General features: G+C 45.9%; 3 protein-coding genes and 2 pseudogenes. All 5 read right to left on the reverse strand.

The features are described 5' to 3' along the window. Window positions 1-52: 52 nt before the first annotated feature. Window positions 53-1474 (reverse strand): annotated as a pseudogene (locus ACUU1I_RS20220) (RecE family exodeoxyribonuclease); the annotation flags it as partial. 99 nt (window positions 1475-1573) lie between these two features. Then, window positions 1574-1849, reverse strand: coding sequence for a hypothetical protein (locus tag ACUU1I_RS20225; RefSeq protein ID WP_005049830.1), 276 nt, complete (start codon window positions 1847-1849; stop codon window positions 1574-1576). A 74-nt stretch (window positions 1850-1923) separates the two neighbouring features. Further along, window positions 1924-2094, reverse strand: a complete 171-nt coding sequence (locus ACUU1I_RS20230) for a YdaE family protein (RefSeq protein WP_094110492.1) — start codon at window positions 2092-2094, stop codon at window positions 1924-1926. Next, a pseudogene (gene kil, locus ACUU1I_RS20235) lies at window positions 2094-2228 on the reverse strand (cell division protein FtsZ); the annotation flags it as partial. The gene ACUU1I_RS20230 and the pseudogene kil, both read right to left, overlap by 1 nt. Before the next feature lie 16 nt (window positions 2229-2244). Then, window positions 2245-2323: IS1 family transposase (locus ACUU1I_RS20240; protein WP_001401901.1), on the reverse strand; the 79-nt coding region annotated here is incomplete at its 5' end.

The raw sequence follows: 2323 nt of genomic DNA on the forward strand, positions 1-2323 counted from the left end.
TCCTTCTGATGCCATTCTGTTTCAGGAAGGAGTGTCCGTTAAACTCAGGCTACCTCAAGGCAGCCAGTAATTTGTCTGCATCGACAGGATTTTTGGGCGGAATGTTTTTCCGGGCTTCATGGAGTTCTGCCCGTAGTTCCTGATATTTCTCATCAACAGAATTTACCTGTGACTGAGCATCCAGCGGCTGCGTGTTCTGATGATGTTCAGTTGCATCCGGTTCCATTGTTTCAGCCGTTGCCTGTTCATCTGCCATTGCGCCAGATGGCTGCGTTTTTTCTTCATCATCCTGTTTTCCTTCTTCTGTTACACGTTGCGGCATCGGGGCAGAGGAGCGACCGCAGGCAATATCCACGATTTCCGGATCAGGGTTGGCATGATCGGTTTCAGTCAGTACCTTGTTCAGATATTCAGTGACGTGAGCGGGGATGACCTCGATACCAATCGGTGCTTCTTTCACTGACGCAACCACGATGGCGCGGGAATAATCCATCCCGCCAGGCATGGTGATGAATTTGTCGCGGAAAACAGAAAAGGGCGGTTTATTTTCAGCGATAATTTCCTCGACACGTTTAGCGTGTGCCGGATGAAGGTTATAAATGTCCACGTCCATTGAACGAGCCAGTACGCCAGTGGCTACGTCGCGCGCCAGTGACGTCAGATCGTGAACGAAACCTTCGCCGCGATCGGTGAGGTTCCCGCCGCCAGCATTAGCGCCGGAAGCCGTGCGCGTGATGCGTGAAACACGATTTCCTTTCATCCACTCTTTTGTCAGCAGACCGCGATCGGTGTAGTCTGCGTCCATGTATGCTTCGAAAAAAGCAGTCATCAGCCCCAGGCTTGAATTGCCTGGATTAGGGAAAACTCTGTCAGTATCACGCACCAGTTTGTGGAGATCGCGAATTTCCAGCGGATCGAGCAGGCTGGTTTTGTGGGAAACAGCTAGGGCAGTAACAGCTGGTAGTTCTTCATCCCGAGCAATGTGTAATGCCTGGAGTTCGTCGCGTGAAACGTGCGTTACCGGTTTTTCGCTGCCGTGTTGCGCAAGCCAGCGAATGGGCAGTTCCTGACCGGAAACTGGCAGGAGCATGTTCTCCTCAATTTCTGTCATGTCTTCGCCGTTGACGTTGGTATTGTCAGTGCTGGCCGGTTTGTCCTGAACAGAGGGAGAAGATGCGATAAATACCATTGTGATGCCATCTTCCCCGCCTTTTTCGTAACGGTTGCAGAATTCCGTATCAAATACGCCTTCTGGCGGGAGGTCATCAACAACGGGCAAATTGACGCGAACAGGTTTTTTAAAGTCATCTTCATCGTAGCCTGCATCGTCAATCGCAACAGCACCACGGGAGATGGCAATGGATAATTTTTTCGCTTCAGCCCAGTAAAAACCGCCTTTAATACCGAGACGTTTTCTTACTTTGTCATTTTTTGCTTCGTAATACAGTGGGTAAACTTGTTTATCGGTGTTCATTGTTTTTTAACCTCAACTCAGATTAAAATTACTGCGAGTGATGAATAAATGTCCCAGGTTCTTCACTCAGGCCTGCACAGTGTGCAGGCTTTCTTTTTTTCAGATTTCACCTTTTAATTTCATTGCAATCAGAGTTGCCAGAAATTCGGCTTTTTTTTCTGCGGGCAGATTCTTTCCTATGTGCACCAGACACATTTTTTTTACACCATCGTTAAGTGTTTTAACGTTGCCTGATGGACCGTCGATATCAACCACAGTGAATGGGGTTTCTTTATTTTCTGTCTTAATCACGTAGCCAATACGCTTTCCTTCCAGATTAACCTCGTGAACAATGTCATCAGTAGTTACAACAGTGGCTTCATAACTGGTAATCATGTTTTTCTCCTTAATTAAGGTTGAGCGAATCCCTGCCATTGCTGGCATAAATTCAGTTTCGGATAGTCAGTTAATTAAAGTTCGTGTGCCATCTGGTCTTTTTCGGCACAGATTTCACTACAATATTTTTTCATTTCCGTCGTTGGTATAACTCCACGCATGAAATGAAGTGGTCTTGTAATGATTTTGCTTTCTTCAATTTCTTTATTGTAAAGGTGATAAGCACATTTTATTTTCTTAGTCATTACCATGACTCCGCCTTTACAGGTAAACCATCACGACCGAGGAAGACTTTAATCATGCAGTCAGAAATGCATGTTTTTGTAGTCAGGCTACGAATATAAAGTTTTCGCTTTTTAATATTGTTTGCCGAGGCGATAGGTAATGACTCCAACTTACTGATAGTGTTTTATGTTCAGATAATGCCCGATGACCTTGTCATGCAGCTCCACCGATTTTGAGAACGATAGTGAC

Source organism: Shigella sp. SIG3 (genome assembly GCF_053555855.1).